The sequence below is a fragment of the Arthrobacter sp. 3Tela_A genome, from assembly GCF_049311025.1.
Classification (GTDB): Bacteria; Actinomycetota; Actinomycetes; order Actinomycetales; family Micrococcaceae; genus Arthrobacter_B.
On record NZ_JAXIOM010000045.1, the window covers coordinates 1 to 20,250 of the forward strand.

15 protein-coding genes are annotated in these 20,250 nt (G+C 64.6%); 13 read left to right on the plus strand and 2 right to left on the minus strand.

Features of this window, described 5'->3' with window-relative positions; translation table 11 throughout:
* Positions 1 to 129 precede the first annotated feature (129 nt).
* From TVC13_RS13025 to rplL, 3 genes are all read left to right on the plus strand, one after another.
* Complete coding sequence (locus TVC13_RS13025; RefSeq protein WP_422401616.1) at positions 130 to 1,200, plus strand: GNAT family N-acetyltransferase; 1,071 nt, start codon at positions 130 to 132, stop codon at positions 1,198 to 1,200.
* Between the two features lie 281 nt (positions 1,201 to 1,481).
* A complete protein-coding gene (gene rplJ / locus TVC13_RS13030; RefSeq protein WP_152226442.1) occupies positions 1,482 to 2,048 on the plus strand; it encodes a 50S ribosomal protein L10 in 567 nt (188 codons plus the stop codon).
* Positions 2,049 to 2,109: 61 nt separating this feature from the next.
* A complete protein-coding gene (gene rplL / locus TVC13_RS13035; RefSeq protein WP_055239326.1) occupies positions 2,110 to 2,484 on the plus strand; it encodes a 50S ribosomal protein L7/L12 in 375 nt (124 codons plus the stop codon).
* Between the two features lie 87 nt (positions 2,485 to 2,571).
* Here the strand turns inward: rplL and TVC13_RS13040 are convergent, their stop codons facing one another.
* Both TVC13_RS13040 and TVC13_RS13045 read right to left on the minus strand, forming a co-directional pair.
* Positions 2,572 to 3,057, minus strand: coding sequence for an aminoacyl-tRNA deacylase (locus TVC13_RS13040; protein WP_422401617.1), 486 nt, complete (start codon positions 3,055 to 3,057; stop codon positions 2,572 to 2,574).
* Positions 3,057 to 4,277 (minus strand): acetyl-CoA C-acetyltransferase, encoded by a 1,221-nt coding sequence (locus TVC13_RS13045; RefSeq protein WP_422401618.1) that lies wholly within the window; start codon positions 4,275 to 4,277, stop codon positions 3,057 to 3,059. The genes TVC13_RS13040 and TVC13_RS13045 overlap by 1 nt, the downstream gene beginning before the upstream one ends.
* A gap of 575 nt (positions 4,278 to 4,852) precedes the next feature.
* Between TVC13_RS13045 and rpoB the strand changes: the two genes are divergently transcribed.
* From rpoB to TVC13_RS13095, 10 genes are all read left to right on the plus strand, one after another.
* Entirely contained in the window at positions 4,853 to 8,353 is a 3,501-nt protein-coding gene (gene rpoB, locus TVC13_RS13050) for a DNA-directed RNA polymerase subunit beta (RefSeq protein WP_422401619.1), read from the plus strand.
* 191 nt (positions 8,354 to 8,544) lie between these two features.
* Positions 8,545 to 12,435: a DNA-directed RNA polymerase subunit beta' gene (locus tag TVC13_RS13055; RefSeq protein WP_152226451.1), complete on the plus strand. Its 3,891-nt coding sequence runs from the start codon at positions 8,545 to 8,547 to the stop codon at positions 12,433 to 12,435.
* A 148-nt stretch (positions 12,436 to 12,583) separates the two neighbouring features.
* Positions 12,584 to 13,369 (plus strand): IclR family transcriptional regulator, encoded by a 786-nt coding sequence (locus TVC13_RS13060; protein ID WP_422401620.1) that lies wholly within the window; start codon positions 12,584 to 12,586, stop codon positions 13,367 to 13,369.
* Positions 13,370 to 13,491: 122 nt separating this feature from the next.
* A complete protein-coding gene (locus TVC13_RS13065) occupies positions 13,492 to 14,688 on the plus strand; it encodes a 4-hydroxybenzoate 3-monooxygenase (RefSeq protein WP_422401621.1) in 1,197 nt (398 codons plus the stop codon).
* Between the two features lie 145 nt (positions 14,689 to 14,833).
* Positions 14,834 to 15,691, plus strand: a complete 858-nt coding sequence (pcaH, locus tag TVC13_RS13070) for a protocatechuate 3,4-dioxygenase subunit beta (protein WP_422401622.1) — start codon at positions 14,834 to 14,836, stop codon at positions 15,689 to 15,691.
* Positions 15,691 to 16,254 (plus strand): protocatechuate 3,4-dioxygenase subunit alpha, encoded by a 564-nt coding sequence (pcaG, locus tag TVC13_RS13075; protein ID WP_422401623.1) that lies wholly within the window; start codon positions 15,691 to 15,693, stop codon positions 16,252 to 16,254. The genes pcaH and pcaG overlap by 1 nt, the downstream gene beginning before the upstream one ends.
* A gap of 5 nt (positions 16,255 to 16,259) precedes the next feature.
* The gene (locus TVC13_RS13080; RefSeq protein ID WP_422401624.1) at positions 16,260 to 17,651 is read left to right on the plus strand and encodes a lyase family protein; all 1,392 of its coding nucleotides are present in this window, start codon (positions 16,260 to 16,262) and stop codon (positions 17,649 to 17,651) included.
* Positions 17,648 to 18,448 carry an alpha/beta fold hydrolase gene (locus TVC13_RS13085; RefSeq protein WP_422401625.1) on the plus strand — a complete coding sequence of 267 codons (801 nt, stop codon included), beginning with the start codon at positions 17,648 to 17,650 and terminating at the stop codon, positions 18,446 to 18,448. The genes TVC13_RS13080 and TVC13_RS13085 overlap by 4 nt, the downstream gene beginning before the upstream one ends.
* A 45-nt stretch (positions 18,449 to 18,493) precedes the next feature.
* Positions 18,494 to 18,904, plus strand: a complete 411-nt coding sequence (pcaC, locus tag TVC13_RS13090; RefSeq protein ID WP_422401626.1) for a 4-carboxymuconolactone decarboxylase — start codon at positions 18,494 to 18,496, stop codon at positions 18,902 to 18,904.
* A gap of 135 nt (positions 18,905 to 19,039) precedes the next feature.
* Positions 19,040 to 20,242 carry a thiolase family protein gene (locus TVC13_RS13095; RefSeq protein WP_422401627.1) on the plus strand — a complete coding sequence of 401 codons (1,203 nt, stop codon included), beginning with the start codon at positions 19,040 to 19,042 and terminating at the stop codon, positions 20,240 to 20,242.
* Positions 20,243 to 20,250: the final 8 nt, after the last annotated feature.

Sequence of the window (20,250 nt, forward strand, 5' to 3'; positions counted from 1 at the left end):
CGCTGAGTCAGCGCATTACTCCGGGCGGCCTGCTCCCCAACCCGCCCGCAGCTTAGGCTGCTGCCGTTTTGTGTTTCCGCGGCGGAACCTGTTTTGGCTCCGGCAGGGTTCTCCGGCAGGATATGGGCCATGACTGCCTTGGCTGTGGAACCGCTCGCCCTGCCGCAAAGCACCGAATCGCCGGACGCGGACGGCTTCCTGGCTGTTGCCCGGCTCTTCAATGCACAGCAGCGCGAGATCTGGGGAAATGACGACTTCTGCGAAACGCCCCAGGCACAGCTGGCCGGGCTCCAGAGCACGTCCACCCGCCGGCGGCTGCTGCTGGTTGCACGGGGTTCCGGGCAGGAAATCCTCGGCGTGGTCCGGCTCAACCTTCCCCTGACCGACAACCTGCACACGGGCACCATAAACGTGGTGGTGGATACCCGTTCGCGGCGCAGAGGCGTCGGTGCGGCGCTCTGTGCTGCGGCGGAGGGCCTGGCTGCCGCAGACGGACGGCGGACCCTGATAGCGGAGACCGACCATCCGCTGGACGGTTGGAACGTCACCGGCGGCGACGTTCCGGCGTCGTTCATTCCGCAGGACGCAGCGGCTTCCTTTGCCTCGGCCTGTGGCTTCAGCCTGGAACTCATTGAACGGATCAGCCGGCTCGACCTTCCGCTGCACGGTGCCGGCGCCGAGTTCCCGGACAGCGCCGGGGGCTCCGGTTACGAACTCGTCTTCTGGCAGGACGCGTGCCCGGACGAACTGGTACATGCCTACGCCCGGCTAAGGCAGAAGATGAGCACCGACGCCCCGCAGGGTGGCCTGGACCTGGCCCCGGAGGTTTGGGACGTGCCCAGGGTCCGGGAAGCGGAGGACAAGGCACGCGGGATGGGGTATGACGTGCTGGTGTGCGCCGTCCGCCACACGGCTTCGGGTGAGCTCGCGGGCCATACCGTGCTGGAAGTCGCCCGGAGTAACCCGGGCGTGGCATACCAGGACGACACGCTGGTGCTGCAGCGCCACCGCGGCAACCGGCTGGGCATGATGCTGAAGGCCGGAAACCTCCAGCGGCTGCGGCGGCTTTTCCCCGAAGTGCAGCGGGTTTACACCTGGAACGCAGAGGAGAACCGGTACATGCTCGCCATAAACGAGCAGCTCGGGTTCCGCCCCGTCGGCTATGCGGGGGAGTGGCAGAAGGAGCTTTCCCTGGGCTAGGCACCCCGATTTGGCCCTGCCCGGGATCTCCCGTACTCTTGAACTACCAAAGACCGTCGGTCGATGTGCCTTCAATCCCACCGTAAAGCTGAACCTTCAGCCTCCGCGCGTGGAATCCGGTTGGAGAACCATCCGAAAGTCCCTTCCAAGGGCGGCCTGCGCAGGTGAACGAAGTGAACTCCGGATCTCAGGTCCGTTGAGTGCCGCCCCGTGCATCTGCCCGGGGCGTTTTTTGTGTTTGGGACCCGATCCACCGGCATTATTTCCCCGGAAGGAGGGTTATGGCAACGCCAACCAAGGTGTCAGCAGTTGAAGAAATCGCCAACGATTTCAAGGATTCAACCGCTGCTGTCCTAACCGAATACCGCGGGCTCACCGTTGCACAGCTCAAGGAGCTGCGCCGTTCGCTCGGCCAGGACACCAAGTACTCGGTCGTCAAGAACACCCTGACGGGCATTGCAGCCAAGGAAGCCGGCATCGACGCGTTCGATGGCCAGCTCTCCGGCCCTACTGCAATTGCCTTCATCAAGGGTGACGCAGTTGCCGCTGCGAAGAGCCTGACGGATTTTGCAAAGACCAACCCGCAGCTGATCATCAAGACCGGTATCTTCGAGGGCAACGCCCTTGACGCCTCCGGTGTTGCTGCCCTGGCTGCGCTCGAGTCCCGCGAGTTCCAGCTTGCACGGGTCGCCGGTGTCCTCAAGGCCCCGATGTCCATGCTGGCCCGCTCGGTCGATGCCCTGCGCATCAAGCTCGAAGAAGAAGGCGGCGCTGCTGCTCCCGCTGCGGAAGAAGCTCCGGCTGCCGCAGAAGAAGCACCGGCCGCCGAAGCAGCCACCGAAGAGTAATAACTCTTCACCCTCAACTCCCGGTGCCTTAGCGCACCACTTATAGGAAGGACGCCACATCATGGCGAAGCTCACCAACGAAGAGCTCATTGAAGCTTTCAAGGAACTGTCCATCATCGAGCTCTCCGACTTCGTGAAGCTCTTCGAAGAGACCTTCGACGTCACCGCTGCTGCTGTTGCAGTTGCCGGCCCGGCAGCAGGCGCTGCTGAAGCTGCTGAAGAGAAGAGCGAATTCGACGTTATCCTCGAAGCCGCTGGCGACAAGAAGATCGCAGTGATCAAGGAAGTCCGCGCGCTGACTTCCCTGGGCCTGAAGGAAGCCAAGGACCTGGTTGACGGTGCTCCGAAGGCTATCCTCGAAGGCGCCAACAAGGAGACCGCCGACAAGGCCAAGGAAGCCCTCGAGGCTGCCGGCGCCACGGTTACCCTCAAGTAGTACTGCTTCTGCGGCATTGCCGCAGACCAGCAAAAACCCCGCTTCGGTTTCGAAGCGGGGTTTTTGTTTTGCCGAGGTCCCTGGAGGCTAGGGGAGCGGGTCGGTGATGTCCGCAACAGTGGCATCCAGGGCTGCCAGCAGCGCATCCCCGTCAACGAAGAGGCTGGCACCGTGCTCGCCCGCACCCATTGAGACGCGCCTGCCCCGGATGCCCGGAGCGGCAAAGACCGGCCACGCCACGGTGCTCCCCAGCGGTGTGATGGTTCCGCGGGCGTACCCGGTGGCTTCGAACGCTTCCTCCGCGGGCGGCAGCATCAGCTTGTTTGCCCCCGCTGCGGCACGAAGCTTGGGCCAGGAGATCTGGGCGTCGCCGGGGACCAGGACAAACAGGTACTCACCGGCCTTGCGGCGGACAACAAGCGACTTGACGATATCTGCCGGGGTGATGCCGAGCAGCGCTGCCGCTTCGGTCAGGCTGGCAGCAGCGGGGCGCTCGGTGACCTGGACATCCAGGCCAAGGCGCTCCGCAGCTGCCAGCACCCGTTCACGGCCGGCGGGGGAGGACTCCGGCACTAGTTCCGGTACAGCAGCAGGGCTTCACCCTGGCCGCCGCCTCCGCAGAGCCCGACGGCGGCACGCCCGGATCCGCGGCGGTTCAGTTCGTGTGCGGCATGCAGTGCCAGCCGGGCGCCGGAGGCGCCGATGGGGTGGCCCAGCGCGATCGCTCCGCCGTGGATGTTGCAGTCCGCCAGGTCCACGCCCAGCTCCTGCAGCGACTGGACGGCTACTGAACCAAAGGCCTCGTTAATTTCAACGAAGTCCAGGTCTGCTGCCGTCCACCCGGCCCGCTTCAGGGCCTGGGAAATGGCATTCGAGGGCTGGGAGTGGAGGCTGTTGTCCGGGCCGGCCACCTGCCCCGGCAGTCCCACGGAGGCCAGGATCGGAAGCCCCTGTTCCTCGGCGAAAGCCCGTGTGGTCAGCACCAGGGCGCTGGCGCCGTCGGACAGCGGAGAGGAATTTCCAGCAGTGATAGTGCCTTCAGGATCAAAGGCGGGACGCAGCCCGGCCAGTGTGTCCACGGTAGTGGAGGGACGGATGCCCTCGTCCGCGGTGAGGACCACGGGGTCGCCCTTTCGCTGGGGCACCGTCACCGGGGCAATCTCGACGTCGAAAATTCCCGCGGCGGCTGCGGCAGCGGCACGCTGGTGCGAGGCAGCGGCAACCTCATCCTGGGCGGTGCGGCTAATGCCCAGGGCCGTGTTGCCGCGCTCGGTGGAGACACCCATTGATTCATTGTCGAAAGCGTCGGTGAGGCCGTCGTGTGCCACGGAGTCCAGCATGGACATGCTGCCGTAGTTCCAGCCCTGCCGGGATCCGGGCAGCACATGCGGCCCGCGCGTCATTGACTCCTGGCCGCCGGCCACCACCACGGTGGCCTCGCCGCCGCGGATCAGCCGGGCTGCGTCGATGACCGCAGCAAGACCGGAGAGGCAGACCTTGTTGATGGTCACGGTGGGCACATCCCAGCCCAGGCCCGCCTTGATGGCCGACTGGCGGGCGGGGTTCTGGCCGCACCCGGCCTGCACCACGTGGCCCATGATCACGCTGTCCACCTGGGACGCGTCCACACCGGAGCGCTCCAGCGCACCGGAAATGGCAAAAGCGCCAAGTTCGACGGCGGTAAATGAGGCAAGCTGGCCGTTGAGCCTGCCCTGCGGGGTACGCGCCCCGCCGACGATTACTACCTCCGGGAGCGATTCTGTCCCGGGTCCTGCAAATGCCTCAGTGCTCATGCGGCTGGTCCACTTTCATCGAAGGTTTCATCGACGGTCTCATCGAAGGCGGTGCGGTTCTTCCTGCTGGGTTTTCCGCAGTTTTGCCTTTAGGCTACCTGTTCGCCGTGGTCCGGAACACACTCCGGCCGGGGCCCTGCCGCGGGCACAGCGCCACGACAGGAAAGAAAACGCGCGCTTCCGCCGGACTTGGGGTACTCTATGTGGGTAGCCCAGCGTCATATCGGTTCGCTGGCACCGCCCGCAGCTCCCCGACAGGAAGCCGCAGCCGAGGAACCTGGAAGTTCCGGCCGCAGGATTCAGGGTTGAGCTGGCAGGGGTTTCGATTACCGGGTAGACTTCTGTGTCCCCAATGCCCTATAGTGGATATTTGCTTCCCCCTCTTAACCTTCAGCCTTCATATAGCGGTGGGCTGTGTCACGGGCCAGGCGGCGTCCGGAGTGTTCACGCAGGCGTTTCACGCACATGCGCTGGACAATTACGGCGCCCGGGACCGCCAGGACGCACGCGGACCAGGTCCGTTAGTGCAGAGTGGGAGCGCGAAACACGCCTGAAGGTCTGTGGAAGGATCCCTCTTGGTCGCCTCGAGCACCTCTAATAATGCAACCGCTACCACTCCGGAGAACGCAGCTTCCCGGATTTCATTCGCAAAGATTCACGAACCGCTGGATGTTCCCAATCTTCTTGCCCTGCAGACGGACAGCTTCGACTGGCTCGTAGGAAACGAGCGCTGGAAGGAACGCCTGCGGAAGGCCCAGGAAGAGGGCGACGCGGGTTTCGCGACGACCTCCGGCCTCGCGGACATCTTCGAAGAAATCTCTCCGATCGAAGACTTCCAGGGCACCATGTCCCTGAGCTTCTCGGAACCGGAATTCGCTGACCCGAAGTACACCATGGCCGAGTGCAAGGACCGGGACGCTACGTACTCGGCCCCGCTGTACGTTAAGGCCGAGTTCATGAACAACAACACGGGCGAAATCAAGCAGCAGACCGTGTTCATGGGCGACTTCCCGCTGATGACCGACAAGGGTACCTTCGTCATCAACGGCACGGAACGCGTCGTCGTCTCCCAGCTGGTCCGTTCCCCGGGCGCGTACTTTGAGCGCGCCGCTGACAAGACCAGTGACAAGGACATCTACACCGCGAAGATCATCCCTTCCCGCGGTGCCTGGTTCGAACTTGAAATTGACAAGCGTGACCAGGTGGGCGTCCGCCTGGACCGCAAGCGCAAGCAGTCCGTAACCATCCTGCTCAAGGCCCTCGGCTGGACCGAAGGCCAGATCCTGGAAACGTTCGGCGAGTACGACTCGATCCGCGCCACCCTGGAGAAGGACCCCACGGAGACCCAGGAAGATGCCCTGCTGGACATCTACCGCAAGCTCCGTCCGGGAGAGCCGCCTACGGTCGAAGCCGCCAAGACGCTGCTGGAGAACCTGTACTTCAACCCGAAGCGCTACGACCTGGCGAAGGTTGGCCGTTACAAGATCAACCGCAAGCTCGGTGTCGAGAAGCCGATCGGTGACGCCGACGCGTCGGTCCTGAACATCGACGACATCGTCGCGATGATCAAGTTCCTCGTGGCGCTGCACGCCGGCGAGAAGACCATCCCGGGCAAGCGCAACGGTGAAGACGTGGACATCCGCGTTGAGGTCGACGACATCGACCACTTCGGCAACCGCCGCATCCGCGCCGTCGGCGAACTGATTGAAAACCAGATCCGCACCGGTCTTTCCCGTATGGAGCGCGTTGTCCGTGAACGGATGACCACCCAGGACGTCGAGGCAATCACGCCGCAGACCCTGATCAACATCCGCCCGGTTGTTGCTGCAATCAAGGAGTTCTTCGGAACCTCCCAGCTCTCGCAGTTCATGGACCAGAACAACCCGCTGGCCGGCCTGACCCACAAGCGCCGCCTGTCCGCGCTGGGCCCGGGCGGCCTGTCCCGTGACCGTGCAGGCATGGAAGTCCGAGACGTCCACCCCTCGCACTACGGACGTATGTGCCCCATCGAAACCCCTGAAGGTCCGAACATCGGCCTGATCGGTTCGCTGGCTTCCTACGCCCGGATCAACGCTTTCGGCTTCATCGAGACCCCGTACCGCAAGGTAGTGGACGGCGTCGTCACCGACCAGGTTGATTACCTGACTGCAGATGACGAAGTTGAGCGCACGATCGCACAGGCAAACGCCCCGCTGCGCGAAGACATGCACTTCGAAGAGGACCTCGTCCTCGTCCGTGCGCGCGGTGGATCCGGCGAGCCCGTGCTCGTCGAGCCCGAAGGCGTGGAGTACATGGACGTTTCCCCGCGCCAGATGGTGTCGGTGGCTACCGCCCTGATTCCGTTCCTCGAGCATGACGATGCCAACCGCGCCCTCATGGGTGCGAACATGCAGCGCCAGGCTGTGCCGCTGCTCCGTTCCGAGCGTCCCGTTGTGGGCACCGGCATGGAGAAGTACGCAGCCATCGACGCCGGTGACTCCGTCACCGCCGCCAAGGCCGGCGTCGTCACCGAGGTTTCGGCTGACCTGGTTACCGTCATGAACGACGACGGCACCGAGACCAGCTACCCGATCATGAAGTTCGCACGCTCGAACCAGGGCAACGCCTACAACCAGCGCGTGATCGTCTCCGAAGGCACCCGCGTTGAGGTCAACGACGTCATCGCCGACGGCCCCTCCACGGACCAGGGCGAACTGGCACTGGGCAAGAACCTGCTCGTTGCGTTCATGTCCTGGGAAGGCCACAACTACGAAGATGCCATCATCCTCTCGCAGCGCATGGTCTCCGACGATGTGCTGACCTCGATCCACATCGAGGAGCACGAGGTTGACGCCCGCGACACCAAGCTCGGTGCCGAGGAAATCACCCGCGACATCCCGAACGTGTCCGAGGAAGTCCTCTCCCAGCTCGACGAGCGCGGCATCATCCACATCGGTGCCGAGGTTGAAGCAGGAGACATCCTGGTTGGCCGCGTGACCCCGAAGGGCGAAACGGAACTGACCCCCGAAGAACGCCTGCTGCGCGCCATCTTCGGCGAGAAGAGCCGCGAAGTCCGCGACACCTCCCTGAAGGTTCCCCACGGCGAGTCCGGAACCGTTATCGGTGTGCGTATCTTCGACCGCGACAACGACGACGAGCTGCCCCCGGGCGTAAACCAGCTGGTCCGCGTCTACGTGGCACACAAGCGCAAGATCACGGACGGCGACAAGCTGGCCGGCCGCCACGGCAACAAGGGCGTCATCTCCAAGATCCTCCCGATCGAGGACATGCCGTTCCTGGAAGACGGAACCCCCGTCGACATCGTCCTGAACCCGCTGGGTGTTCCGGGTCGAATGAACGTCGGACAGGTCCTGGAAATCCACCTGGGCTGGGCTGCCAAGCAGGGCTGGAAGATCGAAGGCGAGCCGGACTGGGTCAAGGACCTGCCCGCACTGCCGCGTGAAACCGGTCCCACCACCGTTGCCACCCCGGTGTTCGACGGCGCCAGCGAGGATGAAATCACCAACCTCCTGGACTCCACGAACGTCACCCGCGACGGCGACCGCCTGATCGGTGCTTCCGGAAAGGCCCGTCTGTTCGACGGCCGCTCCGGCCAGCCGTTCCCGGATCCGATCTCCGTTGGCTACATGTACATCCTGAAGCTGCACCACCTTGTCGATGACAAGATCCACGCACGCTCCACGGGTCCGTACTCCATGATCACGCAGCAGCCGCTGGGTGGTAAGGCACAGTTCGGCGGCCAGCGCTTCGGTGAAATGGAAGTCTGGGCCCTGGAAGCCTACGGTGCCGCTTACACCCTGCAGGAACTGCTCACCATCAAGTCCGATGACATCCACGGCCGCGTCAAGGTCTACGAAGCCATCGTCAAGGGTGAGAACATCCCGGAGCCCGGCGTTCCGGAATCGTTCAAGGTGCTCATCAAGGAAATGCAGTCGCTGTGCCTGAACGTGGAAGTCCTTTCCACTGAAGGCAACACGATTGAAATGCGTGACTCGGATGAAGAAGTCTTCCGGGCCGCGGAAGAGCTGGGTATTGATCTGTCCCGCGCAGAGCCGAGCTCAGTAGAAGAGGTTTAGGTTTCATCCGTCCTGGCTCCGCACCGGTGCCCGGAACGGCGGCAACGAAATTCCCAGCTCGCAGAGCTCGCAGGGAATATTAAAGCCGCCTTCCTCCGGACACCGGCGCGGGGCTGGGGTTGGATGGTTGCCTTTGTTTCTTCCCGTACCCGAGACATTCAGATTTAGAGAACAAGAGAGAACAGGGACCCATGTCCAACGATTCCACGTTCGGCCTCATGCGAATCGGCCTTGCCACTGCGGACGAAATCCGCAACTGGTCTTACGGCGAGGTCAAAAAGCCGGAAACCATCAACTACCGAACCCTGAAGCCGGAGAAGGACGGTCTTTTCTGCGAAAAGATCTTCGGACCTTCCCGTGACTGGGAGTGCTACTGCGGCAAGTACAAGCGCGTACGCTTCAAGGGCATCATCTGTGAGCGCTGCGGCGTCGAAGTTACCCGCGCCAAGGTTCGCCGCGAACGGATGGGCCACATTGAGCTCGCCGCTCCGGTAACCCACATCTGGTACTTCAAGGGTGTTCCCTCCCGCCTGGGCTACCTCCTTGACCTGGCTCCGAAGGACCTCGAAAAGGTCATCTACTTCGCTGCCTACATGATCACCTCGGTCGACGAGGAGAACCGCCACGCCGAACTGCCGAACCTGCAGGCCGAGCACGACCTGGAGCGCAAGCACCTGGTTGACCAGCGCGACTCCGACATCGCCGCGATCGCCAAGGACCTCGAAGACGAGCTGGCTCGCCTCGAAGGCGAAGGCGCCAAGGCAGCGGACAAGAAGAAGGCCCGCGACTCCGCCGACCGCCAGATGGCCAAGGTACGCCGCGACGCCGACAACAACATCGAGCGCCTCGAGCAGGTCTGGGAACGCTTCAAGAACCTCAAGGTCGGAGACCTCGAGGGCGACGAAGGCCTCTACCGCGAACTGCGCGACCGCTACGGCCTGTACTTCGAAGGCTCCATGGGTGCCGAAGCCATCAAGAAGCGTCTTGAGGACTTCGACATGCAGCAGGAGTCCGAGAACCTGCGCGAGATCATCCAGAACGGCAAGGGCCAGCGCAAGACGCGTGCCCTGAAGCGCCTGAAGGTTGTCAACGCGTTCCTCACGACGTCCAACAGCCCCATGGGCATGGTCCTGGACGCCGTCCCGGTGATCCCGCCGGAACTGCGCCCGATGGTCCAGCTCGACGGCGGCCGTTTCGCGACGTCCGACCTCAACGACCTGTACCGCCGCGTCATCAACCGCAACAACCGCCTGAAGCGCCTGCTGGACCTCGGTGCTCCCGAGATCATCGTGAACAACGAAAAGCGCATGCTGCAGGAAGCTGTTGACTCCCTGTTCGACAACGGCCGCCGCGGCCGTCCGGTCACCGGACCGGGCAACCGTCCGCTGAAGTCGCTCTCGGACATGCTCAAGGGCAAGCAGGGCCGGTTCCGCCAGAACCTGCTCGGCAAGCGCGTTGACTACTCCGGCCGTTCCGTGATCGTCGTCGGCCCGCAGCTGAAGCTGCACCAGTGCGGCCTGCCCAAGCAGATGGCCCTGGAGCTCTTCAAGCCGTTCGTGATGAAGCGCCTGGTTGACCTCAACCACGCACAGAACATCAAGAGCGCCAAGCGTATGGTCGAGCGTTTCCGTCCGCAGGTCTGGGACGTGCTGGAAGAGATCATCACCGAACACCCGGTGCTGCTCAACCGTGCACCCACCCTGCACCGCCTCGGCATCCAGGCCTTCGAGCCGCAGCTGGTTGAGGGCAAGGCCCTCCAGCTGCACCCGCTGGTCTGCGGCGCCTTCAACGCTGACTTCGACGGCGACCAGATGGCAGTCCACCTGCCGCTGAGCCCCGAGGCACAGGCTGAAGCACGCATCCTGATGCTGTCCTCCAACAACATCCTGAAGCCGTCGGACGGCCGTCCGGTGACCCTGCCTTCGCAGGATATGATCATCGGCCTGCACCACCTGACCACCAAGCGCGAAGGCGCAGCAGGCGAAGGCCGTGTGTTCTCCTCGATGGCGGAAGCCATCATGGCGAACGACCTTGGCGAGCTGCACCTGAACGCGCCGGTCAAGATCCGCGTCGAAGGCTTCGTGCCCAGCGACGAGCAGCCGGCTCCGGAAGGCTGGGAAGAGGGCACTCCTGCACTCATCCCGACCACGCTCGGCCAGGTGCTGTTCAACCAGACGCTGCCGGCGGATTACCCGTGGGTTGAAGCTGTTGCCGACAAGGGCCAGCTCTCCAAGATCGTCAACGATCTTGCCGAGCGCTACCCGAAGGTCGTCACCGCTGCAACGCTGGATAACCTGAAGGACTCCGGTTTCTACTGGGCCACCCGCTCGGGCGTCACCGTTGCCATCTCGGACATTGCTGCTCCGATCGACAAGCCCGCCATTATGGAGGTTTACGAAGCACGCGCTGCCAAGGTTGAAAGCCAGTACGGCAAGGGCCTGATCGCTGAAGACGAGCGCCGCCAGGAGCTCATCGACATCTGGAACCAGGCAACCAACGAGGTTGCCAAGGCTATGCGTGACAACATGCCGATCCAGAACAACATCAACCGCATGGTTTCCTCCGGTGCCCGAGGCAACTGGCTGCAGGTCCGGCAGATCGCCGGTATCCGCGGCCTGGTGGCCAACCCGAAGGGCGAGATCATCCCGCGTCCGATCAAGTCCTCCTACCGTGAGGGCCTGTCGGTTCTGGAGTACTTCATCGCCACGCACGGTGCCCGTAAGGGTCTGGCCGATACCGCTCTGCGTACCGCCAACTCGGGTTACCTGACCCGTCGTCTGGTGGACGTTTCGCAGGACGTCATTGTCCGCGAAGAGGACTGCGGTACCGAGCGCGGCCTGAACGTCACGATTGCTGTTCCGGATCACAACGGTGAACTGGTCCTGCACGAAGAGGTCGAGAACTCCGCGTACGCCCGTACGCTGGCTACCGACGTCTCCGATGCTGAGGGCAACGTCCTGGCCAAGGGCGGCGACGACGTCGGCGATGTGCTGATCGAGAAGCTGTTCAAGGCCGGCGTCACCGACATCAAGGTCCGCTCCGTGCTGACCTGTGAGTCGGCTGTCGGAACCTGTGCCCTTTGCTACGGCCGTTCGCTGGCCACCGGCAAGACCGTGGACATTGGCGAGGCTGTCGGCATCATCGCCGCACAGTCCATCGGCGAGCCCGGTACCCAGCTGACCATGCGTACCTTCCACACCGGTGGTGTTGCATCGGCAGAAGATATTACCCAGGGTCTGCCCCGTATCCAGGAGCTCTTCGAAGCACGTACCCCCAAGGGCGTTGCTCCGATCTCCGAGACGGCCGGCCGGGTCACCATCGAAGAGACCGACCGCCAGATGCGTCTGGTTGTCACTCCCGATGACGGCTCCGAGGAAATCGCCTACCCGGTCCTGCGCCGTGCCCGCCTGCTGGTTGCCGACGGCGACCACGTTGAGGTTGGCCAGCAGCTGGTTGCAGGTGCTGTGGATCCCAAGCAGATCCTCCGCATCCTCGGCCCGCGCAAGGCACAGGAGTTCCTGGTGGACGAAGTCCAGCGCGTGTACCGCAGCCAGGGTGTAGGCATCCACGACAAGCACGTGGAAGTCATCGTCCGGCAGATGCTGCGCCGCGTGACCGTGATCGAATCCGGCGATTCCGACCTGCTCCCGGGTGAGCTGGCCGAGCGCCGCCGGTTCGAGAGCGAGAACCGCCGCGTGGTTTCCGAAGGACGCCGTCCGGCCGCTGGCCGTCCGGAACTGATGGGTATCACCAAGGCGTCCCTGGCGACCGAGTCCTGGCTGTCCGCTGCTTCCTTCCAGGAAACCACCCGCGTCCTGACGCAGGCGGCTATGGAAGGCAAGAGCGATCCGCTGCTCGGCCTGAAGGAGAACGTCATCATCGGTAAGCTGATCCCGGCCGGAACGGGCCTGCCCCGTTACACCGAGGTCACGGTCGAGCCGACTGAGGAAGCAAAGGCCAATCTCTTCACCGGCCCGAGCGCTTTCAGCGACTTCGATTACGCCGGAGTTGACGGTGGCCTGAGCCCTGAGTTCCACGCCATCCCGCTGGATGACTACGACATGGGCAGCGAGTTCCGCTAAAGAGCTGAAAAGCTGAACGGAACCGCACACCGCGAAGGAAGGACCCTGCCGAAAGGCGGGGTCCTTCCCGCTTTAACGCGTGCTTCCAGAGGCCGCCGGCGCGGTGCCGCGGCAGGAGGGCAGCGCCGTCGTATGCCAAAGTACAGGTATGGCCAATTCCTCCTCTGGTGATTCGATGGCGGAGCGCATTGTGCGCGTCATTTCCGCCTTCGATGCCGAGCATCCCACCATGCCGGCGGCCACGCTGGCGCGGCGGGCGGGGCTGCCCCTGTCCACTGCGCACCGGCTGGCCGGCGAACTGGTTTCGCTGGGCCTGCTGCAGCGTACCCAATCCGGTGAGCTTCGCCTGGGCCTGCGGCTGTGGGAACTGGCGAGCCGGAGTTCCGCTGCACTGGACCTGCGTCAGGTGGCCATGCCGTTTATGGAGGACATCCAGGCCGTGATCCGGCAGCATACCCAGCTTTCCGTGCTGCAGGAGGACGAGGTCCTGTTCATTGAGCGTCTCTCCAGCCGCGGCTCGGTCTCCAACTTTGCGAAGGTAGCCGGGCGGCTGCCGCTTCACATTTCGTCCTCCGGGATGGTGTTGATGGCCCACTCACCCCGGCACACACAGGAAGAGTTCCTGGCCCGTCACCGCGAGGATCCGCCGCCATTTCCTGCTGCCGACGTTCTGCGCCGCCAGTGGGCGGAGATCAGGCGGGCCGGATGCGCCACCCTGCCCGGCGTCGTCGATCCCGACACCACCGGCATCGCCGTACCGGTTTTTGGACCGCAGGGATCAGCCGTTGCTGCCCTGGGAGTGGTGGTGCCGCGCGGCCGGGAGAATACCGCCGCCACAGTTCCGGCCCTGATGACCGCCGCCCGCGGAATCTCCCGGGGGCTGGGAACGGACTCGGCAGAAGCAGGTCCGCGGAACGGCTCAGCCACTGCCTAGCACCCGAGACAGGTCTTCTCATTGAATGGGAAACGGGTCGCGTACCCCGTGTGCCGGTCCTCACACTGATAAGAGGGTGTTCCCGCCCCGTTCTTCCCGCCTGTCCCCAAAGGAGTCCTGCATTGGCTGCAGCCCGCACTGTCCTGAAGACCAAAGTCGGCATTGTCGGAGGTGGTCCCGCAGGACTGATGCTCTCCCACCTGCTGGCCAAATCCGGCATCGAGAGCATCGTGGTGGAAAAGCGTGACCACGAGACGATCCGCACCACCCACCGGGCCGGGATCCTGGAACACGGCAGTGTCCGGATGCTCACCGAGGGCGGTGTCAGCGACCGCGTACTGACCGACGGTTACAAGCACGACGGGATAGACCTGCGCTTCGGCGGAGAAAGCCACCGGATTGACTTCGAGGAGCTTGTCGGGGAGTCGGTCTGGCTCTACCCGCAGAACGAAGTTTTTGTTGACCTCGCAGCCGCCCGCGAGCGGGACAACGGCGACGTTCGCTACGCCGTCAGCAACACCGAGGTCCTGGACCAGACCACCTCCGTTCCGAAGATCCGCTTCACCGACGCCGAGGGGACTGACTTCGAGATCCACTGCGACATCCTGGTGGGCGCTGACGGATCCCAGGGCATCTGCAAGCGTTCAATTCCCAAGGAACTGCGCACCGACAACTTTATCGAGTACCCTTTTGCCTGGTTCGGCATCCTCACCGAAGCGCCGCCGAGCGCACCGGAGCTGGTTTACGCCAATTCCGAGCACGGCTTCGCCCTGATTAGCCAGCGCAACGACAACGTCCAGCGTATGTACTTCCAGTCCGACCCCAACGAGGACGCGGATGCCTGGAGCGATGAGCAGATCTGGAACGAACTGCAGCGCCGCGTCGACGGTCCGGACGGCTTCCAGCTCAAGCGCGGCCCCATCTTCGAAAAGACCGTACTGAAGTTCCGCTCCTACGTCTGCGAACCGCTGCGCTACGGCAACATGTTCCTGGCCGGCGACGCCGGACACACCGTTCCCCCCACCGGCGCGAAGGGCCTGAACCTCGCACTGGCAGACGTCAAGGTGCTCTTCGAGGCAATCGATTCCTTCTATGCCACCAAGAATGCCGACCTGCTCGACGGCTACAGCGAAAAGGCACTCAAGCGCGTGTGGCGGGCACAGAACTTCTCCTACTGGATGACCTCGATGCTGCACACCCGCCCCGACGCCACGGACTTCGAGCGCAAGCGCGCGCTGGGCGAACTGAACGGCGTCGTTTCTTCCCGCCACGGCCAGGCGTACCTGGCAGAGGCCTACACCGGATGGCCGGAGCACTAAGGAAGCCCGGCGAAAGCCGAAATATGTTCACAATGTGAACGTTTGTACTAAGAGTGAACACGAGGTGTACTGTGGGTTCCATCCACGGGATGCCTACCCACTGCGGGACGCGAAGAGGCGTTCTGCCCTGACAGGAAGAAGGACCATGGACAAGAACACCATGGACACGGACAACGGTTCCGCCCTCGCGGAAGACCTGTTCGCGGACAGCCACGTCGACGAGCGGCTCGACGCCGCCGAGGCATCGCAGGACCAGATTTCCGAAGAGATCCGGACCATCCACGAGGCATACCGGAAGGGTGTGGAGAACGGTGCCGCCGAGGAGACCCAGCCGCGCGTGGACTTCCGTCCGTACCGCAGTTCGCTGCTGCGCCACCCCACCAAGAACCTGCACCACACCGACCCGGAGACCATCGAACTCTGGTCACCGGCATTCGGCCACCAGGACGTGCACCCGCTTGAATCCAACCTGACCATCCAGCACAACGGTGAGCCCCTGGGCGAGCGCATCATCGTCCGCGGACGGGTGCTCGACGGCGACGGACGTCCGGTCCGGAACCAGCTGATCGAGGTCTGGCAGGCAAACTCGGCCGGCCGCTACATCCACAAGCGCGACCAGCACCCCGCACCCATCGATCCGAACTTCACCGGCGTAGGCCGCGCCATCACCGGCGATGACGGATCCTACGAGTTCCTCACGATCAAACCCGGCCCCTACCCGTGGAAGAACCACTTCAACGCCTGGCGTCCGGCGCACATCCACTTCTCCCTCTTCGGGACGGACTTCACCCAGCGCATGATCACCCAGATGTACTTCCCGGGTGACCCGCTGTTCGCGCTGGATCCGATCTACCAGTCCATCACGGACCAGAAGGCCCGCGACCGCCTCGTTGCGACCTATGATCACAGCCTCACTTCGCATGAATGGGCCACCGGCTACAACTGGGACATTGTGCTGACCGGCAGCAACCGCACCTGGATGGAAGAAGAGGACGCAGAGTAATGAGCGAAAAACTCACCGCCACCCCCGGCCAGACCATTGGCCCGTTCTACGGCTACGCGCTTCCCTTCGAGAAGGGCGGGGAACTGCTCGCACCCGGACTTCCCGGAGCCATCCGGCTGCAGGGCACCGTCCGCGACGGTGCCGGAGAGCCGATTCCCGACGCACTGCTGGAAATCTGGCAGGCCGACTCCGAGGGCAACATCCCGCAGAAGACCGGCTCGCTGGTCCGTGACGGCTACACCTTCACGGGGTGGGGCCGGGTGCCGGTGGACAACACCGGCAACTACACGTTCACCACGGTGAACCCCGGGCCGACGGAAGAAGGCTCCGCTCCGTTTATCTCCGTGGTGATCTTCGCCCGCGGCCTGCTGAACAAGCTCCACACCCGGATGTACCTGCCGGAGGACCAGGAAGCGCTGGCCAAGGATCCGCTGCTCTCTTCGCTGCCCGAAGAGCGCCGCCGCACCCTGATTGCCACCCGCGAAGCCGACGGAGGCCTGCGCTGGGACATCAAGCTGCAGGGCGAAGACGAGACCGTCTTCCTGTCCTACCCGGGGGCGTAATTCACTTGGCTTCCGCGGAAACTGCCGACTACGGACTACTGTCGCCGGCATGGGCCGGCACCCGTGCTGCCGCACTGACCTCGGATGAGGCACTGCTGCAGGCCATGCTCGACGTCGAACTCGAGTGGCTGCGTGTGCTTGCTTCCGCGGGCCTGATCAAAGATGGCATTCCCGACGCCGTTGCCCCGGCCTGCCAGGCAAACCGCTACGACATTGCGGACCTGGCAGCCCGGGCGCAGGGCGGCGGGAATCCCGTCATTCCGCTGCTGGCCGACCTGCGGGCGAAAGTCCGCGACGAGGCCCCGGCAGCTGTTGGGCCAATCCACAAAGCTGCCACCAGCCAGGACATCCTCGACTCCGCACTGATGCTGATGTCTGCCCGGGCACTGGAAACTATCCTGGCCGACGCTTACCGCGCCCAGTCCGCCCTGGCGGACCTCGCCCGCGAGCATGCGGAGACGCTGAGCGTGGCACGTACCCTCACGCAGCATTCACTGCCCTCCACCTTCGGGCTCAAGGCAGCCCAGTGGCTGCACGGCCTCGGCCAGGCCACTGCTGCCCTGGAAGCTGCCGCAGCAGCCCTGCCCCTGCAGTGGGGAGGAGCGTCCGGCACCATGGCGGCCCTTACCGCGGCTGCCGAAACATCGGCCGCATCCCCGCTGGATCTCTCCGCGGACCTCGCAGCCCGCCTCGGGCTCGCCGACCCGGTGGCCCCGTGGCAGACCAACCGGCTTCCGGTCACTGCCCTGGGCAGTGCGCTGGCAGACCTGCTCGCGGCGGCAGGGAAAGTCTCCAACGACGTCCTGCTGCTCAGCCGGCCGGAAATCGGCGAGGTCAGCGAACCCCGCGAAGAAGGCCGGGGCGGTTCCTCCGCGATGCCGCAGAAGCAGAATCCCGTCCTGTCCGTGCTGATCCGAAGTGCTGCCCTGGCCGCGCCCGGGTACACAGCCATGCTGCAGGCAGCTGCCGGCGCGGCGGATGACGAACGTCCCGGCGGGTCCTGGCACGTCGAGTGGCAGGCCCTGCGCCAGCTGCTGCGGCTGGCCGGGGGAGCGGCCGCCAAGCTCGCGGAGCTGGCGGGCGGGCTGCAGGTCAATACCGATGCCGTCGCCCGGAACCTCGCCCTGGCCGGACCGCTGGTGGTCAGCGAGAAGGTCATGGCGCGCGTGGCCCCGCTGCTGGATGCCGGCACCCCGGGCTCCGGCAAGAAAAAAGTCCAGGAACTGGTGTCCCGATCACTGGCAGGGGAGGACTTTGCCGCACTGCTGCGTGCAGAAGTGCCCGCCCTCAGTGACGGGGAAATCGCTGACCTGCTGGATCCGGCAAACTACGTCGGCCAGTCGGCTGCCCTGATCGAACGAATCACCTCGGCTTACCCCGGAAGGAAGAACGCGTGAGCGTCCCGCAGATCAAAGCAACCCAGCTCTCCAATGCCGGCCCCTCGGCCCCCGTGCTGATCGCCGGGCCCTCCCTGGGCACCAGCGGCACTGCGCTCTGGGCCAGCACGGCTGCCCTGCTGGATGGCTTTACCGTCATTGCCTGGGACCTGCCCGGCCACGGCAACAGCCCGGTAGCAGCCGAAGCATTCTCCATTCAGGACCTGGCCGCCGCCGTCCACGGGCTGCTGGAAAACGCGGCCGCAGCGGGGGACATTTCCCCGGAACAGGACGTGCACTACGCCGGCGTGTCCCTGGGCGGCGCAGTGGGCCTGCAGCTGGGACTGGACTTCCCCAAGGCGTTCACTTCCCTGGCGATTCTCTGCTCCGGCGCCAAGATCGGGGATGCCGAGGGCTGGGAAGCGCGCGCTGAGACCGTCCGGAACCAGGGCACTCCTGCGGTGCTGATTGGCTCGGCCCAGCGCTGGTTCGCCGAAGGGTTCATCGAACGCGAGAAGGGCGCCTCCGCGGCACTGCTTCACTCCCTCCAGGACGCCGACCGGTTCTCCTACGCCTTCTGCTGCCAGGCCCTGGCTGCCTTCGACGTCCGCAGCCGGCTGGCGGAGATCCAGGTCCCGGTCCTGGCCGTGGCCGGCGCCGAAGATGTGGTGACGCCTGCCTCCTTCGCCGAACTGATCGCCGACGGCGTACCCGGCGGCCGCTCCGCCGTCGTCCCCGGTGCCGCCCACCTGGTGCCGGCCGAACAGCCGGCCGTTACCGCCGAACTGCTTGGCAGTTTCTTCCGCGCGGCACAGTAACAAACGCATCCGATTACCCCTGAAGTCCAGAGAACAGGCAACACAGTGAACGAATCCTCCAGCGCCAAGACCCAGCAGGAAATCTACGACGAGGGCATGGCGGTGCGCCGCGAGGTCCTGGGCGATGCCCACGTGGACCGTGCCAACGCAGCCAAGGACAGCTTCACTGCCGACTTCCAGGACATGATCACCCGCTACGCGTGGGGAACGATTTGGACCCGGCCCGGGCTTGACCGGAAGATGCGAAGCGCCGTGACGCTGACCGCGCTGATTTCCCACGGACATCTTGAAGAACTTGCGATGCACGTGCGTGCCGCACTGCGCAACGGACTGACCCGGGACGAGATCAAGGAAATCCTGCTGCAGTCCGCCATTTACTGCAGTGTCCCCTCAGCCAATTCAGCCTTCAAGGTAGCCCAGAACGTCTTCGCTGAACTGGACGCCGCAGAGGACTGAGGCTGGCAGAAAACGCCAAACTCGGATAAATTCGCATCTTGTACGCGTGTTCGCTGATTGAACACGACGGGAAACGGTCTTCGAACTGCTTCCCGTCCGCAGGCACGGGTGCAGCAACCAGCCAAAGGAGCCACGGTGAACCAGGCCTACATTTACGACGCCGTCCGGACCCCGTTCGGGCGCTTCGGCGGAGCCCTCGCGGGTGTCCGCCCCGACGACCTCGCCGCACAGGTGATCCGGGCGTCCGTCGCCCGGGCCCCGGAACTTGATCCCGCCCGCATTGACGAAGTCATCTTCGGCAACGCCAACGGAGCCGGCGAGGAGAACCGCAACGTCGCCCGCATGGCCACGCTGCTCGCTTCACTGCCGGTCTCTGTTCCCGGCACCACCGTCAACCGGCTCTGCGGCTCCTCCCTTGACGCCGCCATGATGGCGTCCCGGCAGATCAACACCGGCGAAGCGGACCTGATGCTGGTTGGCGGCGTGGAGTCCATGAGCCGGGCCCCGTGGGTGCTGCCCAAGAACGAAAAGCCGTTCCCCGCCGGGGACCAGACACTCGCCTCCACCACGCTGGGCTGGCGCCTGGTGAACCCCGCCATGCCGCGCGAATGGACCGTCTCCCTCGGCGAAGCGACTGAACAGCTGCGCGAGAAGTACGGCATCAGCCGTGAACGCCAGGACGAGTTCGCCGCCAAGTCCCATGAGCAGGCAGCCCGCGCCTGGGAGGAAGGCCGGTACGCCAACCTGACCGTGGCCGTCGACGGCGTTGACCTGCAGCGGGATGAAAGCATCCGCGCCGGCTCCACCGTGGAAAAGCTGGCCACACTGAAGACCGTCTTCCGCCCGGTCTCCGACACTCCGGCCGGCGGCACCGTTACCGCAGGCAATGCATCGCCGCTGAACGACGGCGCCTCCGCGGCCTGGCTGGGCAGCGAAGCCGCAGCCGGGATCCTGGGACTCGAGCCGCTGGCCCGCATTGCCGGGCGCGGTGCGGCAGCCAACGAACCGCAGTTCTTCGGCTACGCGCCGGTGGAAGCAGCGAACACTGCGCTCAAGCGCGCGGGTATCTCCTGGGGAGACGTCGGCGCCGTTGAACTCAACGAAGCCTTCGCTGCGCAGTCCCTGGCCTGCCTTGACGCCTGGGACATCGATCCCGCAATCGTCAACGCCTGGGGCGGCGCAGTGTCCATCGGCCATCCGCTGGGAGCCTCCGGCACCCGGATTCTCGGCACCCTTGCCCGCCGGCTGGAAGCCACCGGTGAGCGGTGGGGCGTGGCCGCCATCTGCATCGGCGTCGGGCAGGGACTCGCCGTCGTACTCGAAAACACCAAAGCCTAGCTCCTTAG